11 protein-coding genes and 2 pseudogenes are annotated in these 15,500 nt (G+C 60.2%); 9 read left to right on the top strand and 4 right to left on the bottom strand.

The window, feature by feature from the left end; genetic code table 11:
* Positions 1 to 117 precede the first annotated feature (117 nt).
* Positions 118 to 3,161, bottom strand: a pseudogene (gene traA, locus NKH52_RS28500) (Ti-type conjugative transfer relaxase TraA).
* Here traA and NKH52_RS28495 point away from each other — a divergent pair.
* Entirely contained in the window at positions 3,127 to 3,849 is a 723-nt protein-coding gene (locus tag NKH52_RS28495; protein WP_352735598.1) for an SDR family oxidoreductase, read from the top strand. The pseudogene traA and the gene NKH52_RS28495 sit on opposite strands and share 35 nt — an antisense overlap.
* 1 nt (position 3,850) lies before the next feature.
* Positions 3,851 to 4,720 (top strand): SMP-30/gluconolactonase/LRE family protein, encoded by an 870-nt coding sequence (locus NKH52_RS28490; protein WP_352735597.1) that lies wholly within the window; start codon positions 3,851 to 3,853, stop codon positions 4,718 to 4,720.
* A gap of 782 nt (positions 4,721 to 5,502) precedes the next feature.
* On the opposite strand, the pseudogene NKH52_RS28485 reads toward NKH52_RS28490, so the two are convergent.
* The 3 genes and pseudogenes from NKH52_RS28485 to NKH52_RS28475 form a co-directional block, all read right to left on the bottom strand.
* Positions 5,503 to 6,500: pseudogene (locus NKH52_RS28485) on the bottom strand (IS110 family RNA-guided transposase).
* 452 nt (positions 6,501 to 6,952) lie between these two features.
* On the bottom strand, positions 6,953 to 7,177 hold the full coding sequence (locus NKH52_RS28480; RefSeq protein WP_352735596.1) for a hypothetical protein: 225 nt from the start codon (positions 7,175 to 7,177) through the stop codon (positions 6,953 to 6,955).
* 105 nt (positions 7,178 to 7,282) lie between these two features.
* A complete protein-coding gene (locus NKH52_RS28475) occupies positions 7,283 to 7,954 on the bottom strand; it encodes a TetR/AcrR family transcriptional regulator (protein WP_352735595.1) in 672 nt (223 codons plus the stop codon).
* Positions 7,955 to 8,109: 155 nt separating this feature from the next.
* Between NKH52_RS28475 and NKH52_RS28470 the strand changes: the two genes are divergently transcribed.
* The 7 genes from NKH52_RS28470 (at position 8,110) to NKH52_RS28440 (ending at position 15,493) form a co-directional block, all read left to right on the top strand.
* On the top strand, positions 8,110 to 9,690 hold the full coding sequence (locus NKH52_RS28470; protein ID WP_352735594.1) for an ABC transporter substrate-binding protein: 1,581 nt from the start codon (positions 8,110 to 8,112) through the stop codon (positions 9,688 to 9,690).
* 42 nt (positions 9,691 to 9,732) lie between these two features.
* Positions 9,733 to 10,758, top strand: coding sequence for a flavin reductase (locus NKH52_RS28465; RefSeq protein WP_352735593.1), 1,026 nt, complete (start codon positions 9,733 to 9,735; stop codon positions 10,756 to 10,758).
* Between the two features lie 21 nt (positions 10,759 to 10,779).
* Complete coding sequence (locus NKH52_RS28460) at positions 10,780 to 11,814, top strand: LLM class flavin-dependent oxidoreductase (protein WP_352735592.1); 1,035 nt, start codon at positions 10,780 to 10,782, stop codon at positions 11,812 to 11,814.
* Positions 11,815 to 11,846: 32 nt separating this feature from the next.
* The gene (thmT, locus tag NKH52_RS28455) at positions 11,847 to 12,059 is read left to right on the top strand and encodes a 2-hydroxymuconate tautomerase (protein ID WP_352968191.1); all 213 of its coding nucleotides are present in this window, start codon (positions 11,847 to 11,849) and stop codon (positions 12,057 to 12,059) included.
* A 10-nt stretch (positions 12,060 to 12,069) separates the two neighbouring features.
* The gene (locus tag NKH52_RS28450) at positions 12,070 to 12,867 is read left to right on the top strand and encodes an alpha/beta fold hydrolase (protein WP_352735590.1); all 798 of its coding nucleotides are present in this window, start codon (positions 12,070 to 12,072) and stop codon (positions 12,865 to 12,867) included.
* A 67-nt stretch (positions 12,868 to 12,934) separates the two neighbouring features.
* A complete protein-coding gene (locus tag NKH52_RS28445; protein WP_352735589.1) occupies positions 12,935 to 14,392 on the top strand; it encodes an NAD-dependent succinate-semialdehyde dehydrogenase in 1,458 nt (485 codons plus the stop codon).
* Between the two features lie 141 nt (positions 14,393 to 14,533).
* Positions 14,534 to 15,493 carry an ABC transporter permease gene (locus tag NKH52_RS28440; RefSeq protein ID WP_352735588.1) on the top strand — a complete coding sequence of 320 codons (960 nt, stop codon included), beginning with the start codon at positions 14,534 to 14,536 and terminating at the stop codon, positions 15,491 to 15,493.
* Positions 15,494 to 15,500: the final 7 nt, after the last annotated feature.

The raw sequence follows: 15,500 nt of genomic DNA, 5'->3' as shown, positions 1-15,500 counted from the left end.
GCCTCACTGGTTGTTGCTGATTTCTGCTGGGACAGACAGGACGAACCCATGCCGGAGGCAATCAAGTTTGTCGCCTCAGCCGCCTGCGGAGTGGAAACGGCGGCAAATCGGCATGCCTTAGATCCCAATCCCCCGCCCCTTGCCGATGCCATGGCTGAATGCCAGTTCCGCGCCCAGGCGACGACCCGAATCCACGTTGATGCCAAGCTCGCGTTTGCGGTTTGCCAGTAGGGATTCAAGTTGCGGATCGCGTTCGAGGCTCTTGGCCATATCGGACATGGCCAAGCGCGTTGACTTATAGCCCGACATGTCGCCGGCCTGATATTGCTCCCGTCCCATACGGTCGAGCTTTTGCCAACGTTCCACGAACCGGTCGGCGCGGCGGCCGGGATCGATGTCCATCCCGGTGCGGATTTCCGTCTCAAGCTGGAGAGCAAGCACGATGCGGTTGACCCGGCCGGCCCCCGCCTCACGAACCAGCTCGGGATTTTTCACATAAGCCGCTTCGGCATCGCGCCAGCCATGCGGCCGCACCTTCTCGAAAGCGCTCCGGGCATCCCTCAATTCGCGCATCTGGTCGGGACTGCCGTGCCCGTGAGCATTTCCAGTGCTGAGGATCGCGTCGATCGCGCGCGCGTGACGCACAAGCGCCTGGGTGCGGGCTCGGCGCATTTCTGCTTCCACGTCCACCGGCACATTCGTGTCGCGCGGAACTCCGGTGGCAAGATTTCCTCTGCCGGGCGTGGAGCCAGCATCTCCGATTTGCGCCCCAACATTCTCCCTTTCCGGCCTGTGCACACGTTCCTGGCCCGGCTCGGCGTCTCCGCGCGAGCGCAATCCGTCGAGCAGCCCGCCGATCCTGTCGCGCAGCTTCTCCGGGACGATCCGGCGCACGATCTCGACCACGCGCTGTCCGAACGTGATGCCGCGCCGCTCGGCGTAGCTCTGCGCGGGGTCGACCTGCTCGTAATCCGACGGCCTGTCCTTGGAGCGGTCCCGTGACAGCGTTCGGTCCAGCCGCTCCCGCGTACTGAAGTCGTCGCCGCCGTAATGCAGGTCCATCCTGTCTCGATGCCGAGACAGTGCGACGTAGCCGCCATGTGCATCCATGCCCGGCGTGGCTAGCACATGCGTGCGTTCAACGGTCATGCCCTGGGCCTTGTGGATGGTCGCGACATAGCCGTGGTCGATGTGCGCGTAGTCCTTCAGGTCAAAGCGCACAGACCTGCCGTCGTCGACGCGAACCGTCATGCTCTGTGTGCTGGCTTCCTCCACGATGCCCAGCGTGCCGTTCTTGACGCCGAGCCCGCGCTCGTTGCGCAGGAACATGACGCGGTCGCCGCTGGCGAAGGCCCTTGCACCGCGTTCCACATTCACCTCGACATCGTCGCCGAGATCGCCGGCAGCGCGCATGCGCTCGCGCGCCGCGTTGTTGAGCGCGCGCACCTCGTCGTTTGTGTGGGTGAGCATTATCCGGCTTGCCTCTGGATGCGCCTGCCTGTCGCGATCCCAGCGCTCGACGAGTTCACCTCGCGCTTCGCCGCGCGTTGCAGCCTGATGCACCATGCCTTGCGCGTCGTAGGCGCTGATCGCAGCGCCGATCCTGCCGGTTGCCAGATCACGCGTGGCATCACGCTGCCACCCCTGGCGCTGCCGACGCACCTGGCCGATTTCGACGCCGCCGTGTCGCTCGTGGATAGAGCGGAATGCAGCGCCGGCTTCGATCGCCTGTAGCTGCTGCGGATCGCCGACGAGGACGACCTTTGCGCCAACGTCCGCCGCATGGGAGAGCACGCGCTCCAACTGGCGCGTGCCGACCATGCCGGCCTCATCGATCACCAGAACATCGCGCGTGGTGAGCAGATCCCTGCCCTGCCCCCAGCTATGCTCCATACTGGCGATGGTGCGTGACGGGATGCCTGAACCGCCTTCCAGATTCTCAGCGGCGATGCCGGAAAGTGCGGCGCCTCGAACCTCATAGCCCGCCGCTGCCCATGCCTGGCGCGCAACGCCCAGCATGGCGCTCTTGCCCGTTCCGGCAAAGCCGACAACGACACCAAGACCCGCGACCATCGGTGATATGCGCAAGCGCATCGGCCTGCTCGCCTGACAGGATAAGCCCGCGTTGCGCAGCCCGCGCCAGAGCTGCCTCGCGATGTGCGTCACTCACCGCGTGGCGCTGGTCCAAATCGATACGCTCCGCCGCGCGGTGAAGGCGCTGTTCGGTTTCGATCATCTGCCGGGTGGTGAAGCAATCTTCGCCGCGTCCGTCCTTGCCGAGCTCGATCAGATCAGGCGCCTTGCTGATGGCTCCCACCACCTCGTTGAACTGCTCCACTCCATCGCTGTGGCGATGCGAGAACTTCGCCATGTCTTTTCGGGTAAAGGTCGATTGCTGATGGGTGATGGCATCGAGCGCCACGGATGGATCGGCAATGATGCGCGCGCCATTGTTGCGCGCGATCTCGCGATGCAGTTCGGCGCGATCTGCTTCACTATCGCCAGCAGCAACGCCACTGCCCTCGATGCGCTGAGCAGGAGCACCAATCTGCGTTTGCGGCTCCAGCGCAATGCCCTGCGCTTCCAGACTGCGATGATCGATGCGGGCGTCGATGTCGAGTTCGGCCAGACGCTCATTGGCAAGCTCCGTCCATCGCTCGCGCCAGCGCTCGACCAGCTGGGTAGCATTCCAGTCTCGAACCTTTGCCCCAAAACCATTCTCGTCCACGGACCGCATGGTGAGCATGACATGGGGCATGAGGTCTTGGACTGCCATCCTCGCCCCTGTCCCAATGCACATTGAGATCAGCGACCATGCCCTTGCTGACAAACTCGACTTGTACAAAGTCGCGCCCCAGTTCAATGCCTTGCGCCTGACTGAGTTCACGCGGCAGGGCAAACTCCACCTCGCGGGCAAGCTGCGCGTCCTTGCGCACCTCGAACGCTTCAACGTCGTTCCACAGCCGTTCGCGGTCGCGCCAGACTTCTGGTGCATCCTCCGGCAACATCACCTCGGAATGGACGACACCGCGTTTGGCCGAGAAGTCATGAGTTCGCTCGATCCGCTCGTCGCGCAACCGCGAAGCCGAGCGGTACGCGGCTGACGCCACAGCGCTTGAGCCAGCTTTGCGGCCAAAGGCGTTCGCCGACAATGGCGCCAAGGTTCATATTTGCGATGTCGACGAGCGGGCGCTGGGCGAAGTCACCAAGACATATCCTCAGATCGCCGTCAGACGGCTCGATCTGACGGATGAGGAGGCCATCGACCACTGGTTTGATGATGCGTTGGGCGACCTGAACGGCCTTGATGTCCTGGTCAACAACGCTGGCACCAAAGGGCCGACTGGCTACGTCGAAGACATCAGGCTCGACGACTGGCGCGCATGCCTGAGCGTCTGTCTCGATTCGCATTTCCTCTGCGCCAGACGCGCCACACCCGCCATGAAGGCCCAACGTTCGGGAAGCATCATCAATATCTCCTCGACCGCCGGGCTCTACGGCTATGGCCTTCGCACGCCTTACGCCGCAGCCAAATGGGCGGTCATCGGGTTTACCAAATCCCTTGCCGTCGAGCTGGGTCCTTACGGCGTGCGTGCCAATGCAATCTGCCCGGGCTCCGTCGATGGCGCTCGCATGCAGCACGTGATGAAGGCCGAAGCCGAAAGCCGCGGCGTCTCGCTCGATCTCGTTCAGAAGGACTATGTCCAGTCACAGTCGATCAAACGCTTCGCGAGGCCTGAAGAGATCGCCGATATGTGCCTCTTCCTCGCCTCGCCCGCCGCCAAGATGGTGAGCGGCCAGGCAATCGCCGTCGACGGGCACACCGAGACGTTCCACATCGGGAGCTGACATGCCGACGGGCAACTTAGAATGGCAGATCTGTGCTCCAACGCGCGACCGGCTGGGCGAGAGCATCTTGTGGCATCCGGTGGAGGAAGCTCTTTACTGGATCGATTTTTACGGCCCACTCGTGCATCGCCAAAAGGGGGGCAGCGGCGTGGTCGAAAGCTGGAAGATCGATCTCGGGGAAACGATCGGGTCGCTCGTCCTTGCCGACAAGGGCCGCCTCCTTCTCGCCGTTGATCACGGCCTACACCTTCTCGATACCAGCACCGGCAAAACACGCTTCTTCGCCGATCCCAAAAACGGGAAAAAGAATCTGGCTTACAACGACGGCAAGGTCGACCGTGCCGGACGCTACTGGATCGGAACCTATGATCTCTCCGAGAGGGAGCCCGGCGCGGCTTTCTATCGGATGGGATCGGACGGCACGGCGGAAGTGGCCGACAAAGGTTTTGTCATCTGCAATGGCCCGGCCTTCGCACCCGACAATCGCATGCTCTACTTCAGTGACACGGTCGGCCACCGCATTCTCTCTTACGACCTCGACCGGAACGGGAAAATATCCGGCCGGCGGGTCTTCTTCACCTTTGCAAACAATGACGGGATGCCAGACGGCCTCGCGGTCGATAGCGCGGGCAATGTCTGGTGCGCACTCTATGGCGGCAGCAAAGTCGTGTGCATTGACGCTCGGGGAACGCTTCGAAGGTCGCTCTATCTGCCGGCTGCTTTCGTAACCAGCCTCTGTTTCGGCGGACCGGAACTGAAGACACTGTGTGTGACGACAGGTTGGAACGGCAGTACGACGGATTTGAGCGGTGCTGTTTTCATGCGGCCAGTCGATACTCCTGGACTGCCGGAATCCGTCATTGCTCTCTAGAGCGCCGGCAGTCACCGGCACGCAGCGGCAGGTTAGGAATCCGTGATTGATCGGGCCTTAAGAGTATTGACCAAATGCGATCATTCCCAAGCGTGGAAGATCACAGGTGGTCACTCGATACACACCCCATTTAACGGCCCCAGCTGTCGCTCATCGCCATCCAAGTATCTCATAGATATTCTGTTTCTTATCATAGTCTTTTGATCCACAATGATCTCGCTCGAGACCTCACGGTCACTGCGGATCACGACCGGTCACCCTTGGATTTAATTTCCACGTGAAATTAGAGGTTTCACTTTGGTCCGTCCAACCTCCGGGCAACGGATGATAGCAAGCAATATGGGCAGTTGTCCGGCGAGGACGTTGTTGGAGGCAAGACACACGCCCTTCCCTGCCCCACAATGAAGCGCGATTTCGCGCCTCAACCTCCCAAACGCCGAATATCGGCAACCGCCGCTCGCTGAAAGCGCCAGGAACGGCCCACTGGCCTGCGATCGGGATGACTGAAATGGGCCGTGTATGGACGGCTCTCCGTTGGCAAGGGCCTATTTGAGCTTTTTGCAGTGGCTGGTTGGTGCGGCCATGTATCCGACCTGTAGACGCGGCCTTTCACGTGCCGCTGGCCATAATGCCATTCGCGCGGCTCAGGTCCCGATCGGAAGCTCGCACTCGAAGTGCACGGCCCAAGTGGGTTTTCCTGATCCGGCGGTATCAACCGGCTTTGTGCATTAGCTCCTGTCCGCCCTTTCCAACCTCGTCGGCGTCGCTCGCCTTGTTTCGTTCTATGCGATGACCGGCTCCCTGTAGCGCTCGCCGGTGGTCATTAGTGCCCAGCCCATCCGGGCGGTTTTGTTGGCGAGTGCGACCGCCGCAATCTTGGGCGTTCGCCTGGCCATCAGCTGAACTGGCCATGGTCGCCTGGTTCCGTTCCGCTCGGCATAGCGGATGACCGCCATAGCGCCGACCACGAGCATCTGGCGCAGTAGCGATTGCCGGCTTTCGAAATGCTGCCGAGCTTCTCCTTGCCTCCACTTGAATTTTGCTTCGGCACTAGCCCGATCCAGGCTGAGAGGCAGCGCCCCGACTTGAACGCATGCGCATCGGCGACGGTGGCCACGAAGGCACTTGCCAGCAGCGGGCCGACGCCCGGGATCTCCATCAACCTGCGACCAAGCTCGGTCTCTCGCGCACTCGCCCGGACCCATCGATCATTCTCGAGTATCTGCGCCTTCACGACCATGAGCCGCGCCTCGAGCATCTGCAGGCAGAGCCGTGCGTCAGCTGGCACCCTCGGGTCGTTCTCGTCGTTGATGACGGCAAGAAGCTGCTCGATCCCGCCCCGCCCGATCGGCGCCACGATACCGAACTACGAGAGATGCGCCCGCAACGCGTTCGATAGCACGCTGGCGGTTGAGCATCAACCGAACCCGGTGCAACATCATCACACTCTGCTGCTCGGGCGACTTCACCGGCACGAAGCGCATGGTCGGTCGGGTCACCGCCTCGCAGATCGCCTCTGCATCTGCAGCGTCGTTCTTCTGCCGCTTCAGATATGGCTTCACATACTGTGCCGGCAGTAGCCGCACATCATGGCCACGTGCAGTAAGTTCTCTCGCCCAATAATGCGAGGAACTGCAGGCTTCGATCCCGACCAGGCATCCCGGTAAACTCTCGAAAAATGCCAGCACGCGCCCACGGGTCAGCTTCCTGCGAACGACAACTCGCCCGCCGCGCCCACGCCGTGGACTTGAAACACTGACTTCGCAATATCCAGACCAATCGTCGTAACGTTGTCCGTCTCAGCTCTCCTCCAGCTCTAGCCCCGCGATTGTACCGCGAGGCGGAGGAGAGCCGTCCACAGCATCAGAAGCAGACGGTCCGGTTCTGGGACGAACTAGCCAGAAAAAGGTGCCATTCCGCCGGCGCCCCATCTTGGCCGCAACGACGTTGCTTGCATTACCTGAAAACAGACACTCGACTGCGGCGCCGCGTTGGCCGCCTTGCGCCAGCACCTGCCTCTTGACGCTTCCGGCCGCGCTCCTACCAATCGGTCATCATACGTGTGGCCGAAGGTGGGTGACGAGGCGTGGCAAATCCCGCCTGACGGTGTGTGTTGGTCTTGGCGAATACCGCTCTGAGTTGGGTGCGCGCGCGGTTTCGCGGCTGATGGCGAGTGCAATTGCCTGCCATCGCCCGACGCAAGGCGCGCGGCCAGCCTGGCCTCAGCTGCCGTCAAGCCAAATGCAGGGCGCAAGCGCAGTGCATCCGGACGCTCCGAGACCTCAGGTCGGTCAGGAGGAGGACGGCGCAGCCGGCCGTGAACAGGTCACGGGCTTCCTGCTCGCCTTTGGCCTTGCCGTGTTCCTTGGCCTGCCGTGCGGAGACATCGGTCTGCTCGGCTATCTTCAGCGCTTCCTTGTCCGAAATGCTGTGGTCCTTGGATGGTGTGTTGGCCATTCGAACGATTGCTGCCAATTGCAGACTTTCGCGGGGTCGTTTGTTCAGGCGCAGATCTTATGGAACGGCTAAATAAGACGGTAAATCAACTGCTCAGCGGACACACTATGATAGATCGGTATCACGCCCTGTTCCGGCGCCAACCCGCTTCGCCGTGGCCTCGACCAGTCGTAAGCATCCGTCTAGTCCGTTCCGCACGGCTTTCGTATCACCGCGTCTGACCCAGTCTAGCCAGAGACCGTCCAAGGTAGCCATGATCGTGTCCACCAGCAGATCGATCTCTGCCTCGTCGGCTCCGCTGCCTGCGGCGTTACCGACCAATACTGCCAAGCCTTGACGGTAGCGCTGGTAGAACTGTCGCTCGGAGGTTGCGATGTCCTCATCCGTCAAAGCCGCTGACCAGAGGTCCACTCGGACGCGGACGTAATCCCGTTTCAGAAACGGCTCACTGAAGCCAGTCTCAAGGAAGGCACGAAGTTTCCCAAGCGGTTCCTTCGGAGAGCGGTCTAGATCCTGCTGTGACGCGTCGTAGAGAAGGCGAGACGCTAGCCGATAGGTCTCGAGCAGGACTTCCTTCATATCCTTGAAATTGTAGGTGATATGCCCCAACGAAATGTGCGAGCGCTCGGCAATCCGCCTCGCCGTCAAATTGGCATAGCCTGCTTCCTGGATACATTCGAACGCCGCGTCGATGATTTCGGCACGACGCTCTTCTGCGGTCCGAAAGACCCTCGGCCTGCGCTTATTCTTCTGCGTGATATCGTTTTCCAATGCCACTAAACGAACTTTAAAAACCAGCGATCATTGCTGAACTTTAACCTGACTGCAGCGGCTTGACAACCAATCGGTACGTTTGTACAAATGGACTGTACGTCTGTACAAACATCTGCCTTTAAGAGAAATTCACCGTCCGGCATGGAGCTATGCGCCCGATGATGCAACATCCTTTTGATTCCCGTGGATTGACCGGCGTCTCGCGCCGAATAGTGCTCAAAAGCATGCTGGCGGCCGGTGCCGCTGGCATCCTATCTACCCTTCCATCAGTTTCTCGCGCTACGCCCGTCAAAGGCGGAACGCTCACATTCGGTCTCGCCGGTGCCAATACCACCGACACGCTCGACCCTGGCCTGATGTGGGACGACTTCATGATGGTGCTGACCCTAGGTCTGCGCAACAACCTCGTGGAGCTGGATGCGAACGGCAAGGCCGTGGGTGAGCTCGCCGAATCGTGGGACGTATCGACGGACGCCAAGACCTGGATTTTCCATCTCCGCAAGGGCGTCGAGTTTCACAATGGCAAGTCGCTGACGGCGCCCGATGTGATCGCCTCGATCAATCACCATCGGGGTGCCAAGTCGACTTCGCTGGTAAAGAGTGTTTTTGACCAGATCAGTGACATCAAAGCCGACGACGCCCAGACCGTGCGTATCGTTCTTGCCGCGGGCAACGTGGATCTTCCCGTGCTGCTGACCGACTATCATATGGGCATCATGCCTGCGAACCCTGATGGGACGCCAGACTGGCAATCGGGTCTCGGCACCGGCGGGTACAAGCTTGGCGTGTTTGAACCTGGGGTCCGCGCCGAGGGGACGCGTTTCGCCAATTACTGGAAATCCGATCGGGCGCATGTCGACAGCTTTAAATTGATCGCGATCAACGATGCGACCGCAAGGCAGGCAGCACTGCTAAGCGGCCAAATTCAAGCAATGAATCGCGCCGATACGAAAACCCTGGGTTTCCTGAAGAAGAACGACCAGATCCGGGTGATCGAGGCCGAAGGTTACCTGCATGCGACGTTCCCGATGATGGTAGACGTCGCTCCCTTCAACGACAAAAACGTCCGCCTTGCTCTCAAGTACGCCATCGACCGCGACAAGCTGGTGAACGCGATCCTGCAGGGCCATGGCACAGTAGGCAACGATCATCCGATCCCAGCCAGCCAGCACTATTTCAATCGCGAACTGCCACAGCGGAAGTACGACCCGGATAAAGCCAAGTATCACATCAAACAGGCAGGGCTTGATCGCCTCGCAGTCAACCTTAGCTCATCCGACGCGGCGTTCGCGGGAGCGGTTGACGCTGCCGCCTTGTTCCAGGAGTCTGCCAAGGCCGCCGGCGTTGATCTCAACGTCATCCGCGAGCCAAGCGATGGCTATTGGAGCAGCGTTTGGGCGAAAAAGCCATTCACAGCCTGCTATTGGTCCGGCAAGCCGGCTCCCGACAGCCAGTTCTCCCTGGTGTATGCGAAGGACGCGTCCTTCGGCGACACCCATTGGAATAATGAACGTTTCAATTCGCTCCTTCTCCAGGCACGGGCAGAGTTCGACGACAAGAAGCGCGCCGAAATGTACGGCGAAATGCAAGCCCTGCTCAGTGACGACGGTGGCACCATAGTGCCGATGTTCATGAATTACATCATGGGCGTCAGGAACAACGTTGGCACTCCCGAGAAGATCGCGCCGGACATGTCTCTCGACGGCATGCGGGCTCTCGAGCGGTGGTGGGTCGTCTAGGCCCGCTTCTTTTCAATCCCATAAGCCCTTGGGGAGGTAATCGTGATCGAGTCTGACTGGACTGATGCGCAGGAATGCGACCGGCGTGTTTTCCGAAACATATTGGGGAGCTTTATGACTGGCGTGACGGTCATTGCAGCCCGTGACGCGTTAGGCGGCGCGCGGGCGTTCACGGCAAACTCCTTCACGTCCGTATCGCTTGATCCGCCCCTGATCCTGGTCTGCCTGGCGAAGTCGGCCTCCAGCCTGGACGTCTTTGCCAAGGCACAACACTTCAGTGTCAACATTCTCAGCGAGCGGCAGAAGGAGGTCGCTACGGCATTTGCCTCACGCGGCCCGGCCAAGGACGAAGCCTTGGCCGGGCTCGAGGGCGCAAATCCTCCGTTCCTGGAGGCGAGTTTGAGCACGCTATGTTGCACGTATCACAACATGGTCGACGCAGGCGATCACGTCATACTCATCGGCCAAGTGGTACGCTTCAGAAGCGGCCCCGGACAGCCGCTCGGCTATTTTCGGGGGAATTATGTGAAATTCGGGCTAGGCGTCGGTACGCTGGAGGAGCTCGCCTCGGCCGTCAGTGTTGGTGGGTTGTTGGAGCAGGATGGCAGGGTCGTTCTTATGCGCCGCCCAGCTTCTGATCGCTGGGAGGTTCCTACCATCCCCCTGCGGCCCGGCGAGGGCCATACCACTGCGATCCGCGCCCTGTTTTCCCGGCTCGGGGTCTCGGCTGCATCATCTTTCCTCTATTCAATCTTCAAGGAAGAAGAAGAGCTCCAGACCACCATGATCTTCTCTGTCGATGCGGTCGAACCTGCCATCGACGCTGTGCTTTCCGACGGAACAGAGGTCAGAGCGTTTTCCGAACAAGAAAAGCCATGGAACCTCGTTGACGGACTAATGATGCAAGGCATGCTCGTCCGCTTTTTCCGAGAGCGAGCTTCGGGAAACTTTGGCCTTTATTTCGACACAGCTGACGGCGGGCGGATTGCGCCGATCGGCGGGAAGGCACGGCACTGGACCGAATGGTTGCCCGCGCAATCCTACAGCCCGTCACGGCAAACTGCCTGAAGAACACCGGAGCGATTAGTCATGAATTTCAACCACTTTCTATCCAGTCACCTCCTTGACCCAGCTTGCGGCGCAAGAAGGCTCTATGGGGAGATGGTCGAGCAGGCCGTGGCGGCCGAACGGCTCGGCTACAGCGGGGTCGCGATACCCGAACACCATCTGATCAATATCCTGCTGGTCCCCTCGCCGTTGCAACTCGCGGTGCGAATTGCCGCGGTCACCCAGAGAATCGAGATCGTCACTTCCATCGCGGTGCTGCCAATCCGTGACATGCGCATTTTTGCCGGTGAGGTGTCGCAGGCCAGCGCCCTCTGCGAAGGACGGCTTGTGCTTGGCGTGGGGCGGGGCGCGTTCGCCTACGAAGTTGGCCGCCTAGGTGTGCCGATCGAAACCACCAAGCACAAGTTCGCCGAGTCCTTGGCTGTGCTCGAAGCATTGCTCACGCGCGAGGAAGTTTCCTGGAATGGCGACTACTACAACTTCGACCCGATCACAGTGATGCCGCGTCCTGAGCGACCAATTCCGCTGATGCTTGCCGTTATGGTGCCTGACGGCATCTACGAGTCGGCACGCAAAGGCTATTGGGTGCAAACAACTCCGCTCCAGGCCTCGCACGGTGTCCTCCTCGAACAGGTCAATGCTTTCAAGCGGGGTGCTGCGGAGGCTCGCCACACCGGTGCTTCCCCCCGACTGTCCCTGCAACGCGGGCTTTATTGCGCCCGCAATGCTCAGGACGCAAAGGAACAGCTGGACCGCGCGTTTCGCTACTACGAGCGATTCGATAACATTTTTACCGGGCCAGGTATCGTCGACAGGGGAATCGTCCGTCCTCTAGCTGCCAAATACAGCCGCGAGGACCTCGCAGAAAGCCTGATTATTTGCGAAGCCTCGGAAATGGTTGATCGCTTGGCCGCCTATGCAGAGGCCGGCATTCACGAGGTCCTTGCAACATCCAACTTCGGCCAGCCGCAAGCAGAGACGCTTGATATGATGGAGCGTTTTTCTGCTGAAGTCATGCCGCACTTCACCACCGCCCGCATGCGGACGGTGGCCTAATCCTCATCCAAAAACCAGCGTGGAGACCACCTATGCCTATGATCAGAATTGAAATGTTTCCCGGCCGCAACGCAGACCAGAAGCAACGCTTTGCCAAGTCCATCACTGATGCCTTCGTCGAAACCTGCGGCGGCACCGCCGCTTCGGTTCACGTCGTTTTTGCCGATATAGCCAAGGAAGACTGGGCCGTCGCTGGTGAACTTTGCTCGAATCGAGCCGCTGCTGCGACTCCAGCAGAGAAATAGGGAGACGATCGTGGCAATTGACTGCGCCTATTCCATTGCGGGTCACGGACCCGCACTGTTTTTAATCCACGGTATCGGTGCCAGGAGGGCCGGCTGGAACCAGCTGGTCGACAGCCTAATATCTGATTTTACATGCATCACCTACGACCTGCGGGGCCACGGCGAATCACCATTGCCGAAGGAGCATTTCGGCCTCGATGACCTTGTTGACGACCTTGAGGCACTGCGTGCGAGGCTTGGCATCGAGCAGGCGCACTTTGCAGGTCATTCGCTGGGCGGTATGATCGGGCCGGCGTACACCCGCCGCTTCCCGGACAGGGTGTTGTCATTAGGGCTGCTCTCAACGGCAGCATTTCGGACCGAGGACGACATTGCCAAAGTCAAGGCGGTGGTCGCCGCCATGCGCGAGCGTGGCATTCGCCAGGTGCTGGATACTCTAACCGCGCGCTGGTTTACGGATGATTTTGTAGCCAAACATCGGGAGGTGATCGAGACCCGCAAGAGGCAGGTGGTTGCCACCGATCCTGACGTGTTCCTCAACGTATTCGACATTTATGCCGAGACCGAGATGGCGCCGTGGTTGCACGAAATCAATGCGCGGTCTTTGGTGCTCACCGGCGAGCTGGACGGGGGCTGCAACCCACGCCTGAATCGCCAGATCGCTGACGCGCTACCCGATGCCGAGTTGGTGATCCTGGACGGCCTCAAACACGCGATCCTGATTGAGGCATCGGATCGAGTCCTGCCTCCCGTCCGGCAATTTCTATTAGCGCGCGCGGCCTCCGATGCGACCTCCCGACCAGGCTAGGTGCTGGTCTCTCTTCCCAGATATCAACCAAAACCCGAGCTGGCTCGGCAATTCCCATGGAACCCATATGGCATCGCATGTTGACCGTGGCGGCGGCTACCCGGCCCTAACCAATCTGTTCATAGACGGGCAGTGGCGGTCCGGTAATGCTGGAAAAACCATTCCTGTAGAAAATCCTGCAAATCATGATTTTCTGGGAGCTGTAGCATCCGCCACTCTGGAAGACCTCAATGAGGCCTTGGCCGCGGCGCAGCGCGGCTTCTTCGTCTGGAGCAAGACGTCGGCTTTCGAGCGGTCGAAACTTATGCGGCGGGCAGCAGATCTTGTGCGCGACCGCCGAGAGTCAATTGCCGGACTCTTAACCCTTGAGCAGGGCAAGCCTCTCGCTGAATCAATTGGAGAGGTCGGCTTCGCGCCAGATATTATCGATTGGTTCGCCGAGGAGGCGCGGCGAACCTATGGCCAGGTCATTCCGGCCCGCGCTGATAATATCAGGCAGATGACGGTTAAAGAGCCCGTCGGCCCCGTCGCCGCCTTTACACCGTGGAACTTTCCCATCAACCAGGTCGTGCGCAAGCTCTCAGCCGCTCTGGCGGCTGGTTGTTCGATCATCTTGAAAGCACCGGAGGAGACACCTGCGTCGCCGGCAGAGCTCATTCGGGCCTTTGACGACGCGGGCATCCCCAAGGGCGTTATAAATCTTGTCTATGGGGATCCGGGCGCGATTTCGAGTTATCTTATTGCCCACCCGGTCATCCGGAAAGTTTCGTTTACTGGTTCTACGGCAGTGGGAAAACAGCTCGCCGGTTTGGCCGGGCTGCACATGAAGCGCGCGACGATGGAGCTTGGTGGTCATGCTCCGGTGATCGTCGACGACAGCGCTGACATCAGCGCTGCTGTCAGGACCCTGGCGTTCTCGAAATTCCGTAATGCCGGCCAGGTCTGCGTCTCGCCGACCCGGTTTCTGGTTCATGAGCGGGTCTACGACAAATTCGTTCACGGCTTTATTAACGCCGCCCAGGTGATCAAAGTTGGCGATGGGCTTGCTGAAGGCACAAGCATGGGCCCCCTCGCCAATGCCCGGAGGCTAGCCGCGCTTGAGGAATATATTTCGGACGCCGTCGAGCACGGGGCTGAGCTGAGAACCGGTGGAAGACGCATTGGCAACAAAGGTTATTTCTTCGAGCCGACCGTACTCACCGACGTGCCGCTTGATGCAAGAGTGATGAACGAGGAGCCGTTCGGTCCTGTCGCGCTGATCAATCGCTTTTCGCACATTGACGATGCCATCCAAGAAGCAAATCGCCTCCCCTTTGGCCTTGCTTCCTTTGCATTCACCGCATCACTCGAGACGGCACAGGACCTGTCGCGCCGCCTTGAGGCAGGTATGGTTACAATCAACCATAACGGTCTAAGCCTGCCCGAGGTGCCGTTCGGCGGGATAAAGGACTCGGGCTTCGGCACTGAAGGTGGGTCGGAGGCAATCGAGGCCTACCTCAACACGAAGTTTGTCACGCTCGTGTAGAACGGCGATACGCTCTCTCGAAGTGCTGGGGCGCAGCCTGAAGGATAAGCTGCCCAAGCCCCCCTCGCCTGGACCGGATCAACACGCCCTGTCCTTCATCGCCGCTTCAGCTCCATCGCAAAGACATGACAGGCTCCAGAGATGTCTTCACCCATTCTGAAACTCATTGCCCAGCGCGTTGCGCTGGGCATTCTCCTCTTGTTGGCCGTTTCGGTCCTGATCTTCGCCGGCACCCAGATCCTGCCCGGCGATGTCGCGCAAGCCATTCTCGGACAGTCGGTGACGCCGGAGTCGCTCGCCAATCTGCGCGAGCAGCTCGGCCTCAACGATCCGGCCTATATCAGGTATTTCCGCTGGCTCGGCGGTGTGCTGACCGGCGATCTCGGCACGGCGATGTCGAGCGGGCAGGATATCGCCACGTCGATCAAGGGACGGCTGTGGAACACGCTGTTCCTCGCCTTCTGGGCGGCGATCGTGGCCGTGCCGCTGGCCATCATCCTCGGCCTGATCGCCGTGCGTTACCGCAATGGCTGGGTCGACAAGCTGATCTCCGGACTGGCGCTCGCCTCGACGTCGTTTCCCGAATTCTTCATCGGCTATGTGCTGGTCTATTTCTTCGCTGTGAAATGGCAGATATTCCGCGGCATTTCGACCGTCTATGACGGCATGCCGTTCGGCGAGCGCATGCAGGCGATCGCTCTGCCGGCCACCGCGCTGACGCTTGTGGTGCTGGCGCATATGATGCGCATGACCCGCGCGGCCATCCTCAACGTCATGCAGTCGGCCTATGTCGAGACGGCGGAACTGAAGGGCCTGTCGGCCTTCAACGTCATCCGCAGGCATGCCTTCCCCAATGCGATCGCGCCGATCATCAACGTCGTCATGCTCAACCTCGCCTACCTCATCGTCGGCGTCGTCGTGGTCGAGGTGATCTTCGTCTATCCCGGCATGGGACAGTATCTGGTCGACCACGTCACCAAGCGGGACGTGCCGGTGGTGCAGGCGGTCGGCCTGATCTTCGCCGCCGTCTATATCAGCCTGAACATCATTGCGGACATAGCGGCCATCGTCGCCAATCCGCGTCTCAGACACCCGAAATAGGGGGCGG

The organism is Mesorhizobium sp. M1066, from assembly GCF_040318635.1.
Lineage (GTDB): Bacteria > Pseudomonadota > Alphaproteobacteria > Rhizobiales > Rhizobiaceae > Mesorhizobium.
This window is presented reverse-complemented; position numbering and strand designations above follow the sequence as displayed.